1 rRNA gene is annotated in these 218 nt (G+C 53.2%); it reads right to left on the bottom strand.

What is annotated here, in order from left to right:
* A 23S ribosomal RNA gene (locus H6A27_RS14990) occupies positions 1–218 on the bottom strand; the annotation flags it as partial.

The following is a 218-nucleotide window of genomic DNA, read 5'->3' on the forward strand; positions in this document are numbered from 1 at the left end:
CCAGAAGCTTTTCAACGCTTATTGGTGCGGACCTCCAGTTAGTGTTACCTAACCTTCATCCTGGCCAAGGGTAGATCACTTGGTTTCGCGTCTACCGCAGCCGACTTGACGCCCTGTTCAGACTCGCTTTCGCTTCGGTTCCGGGACTCCTGTCCCTTAACCTTGCCGGACACGGTAACTCGTAGGTTCATTATGCAAAAGGCACGCCGTCACTCTTT

This window comes from Bacteroides caecigallinarum (genome assembly GCF_016902295.1).
Classification (GTDB): domain Bacteria; phylum Bacteroidota; class Bacteroidia; order Bacteroidales; family Bacteroidaceae; genus Phocaeicola; species Phocaeicola caecigallinarum_A.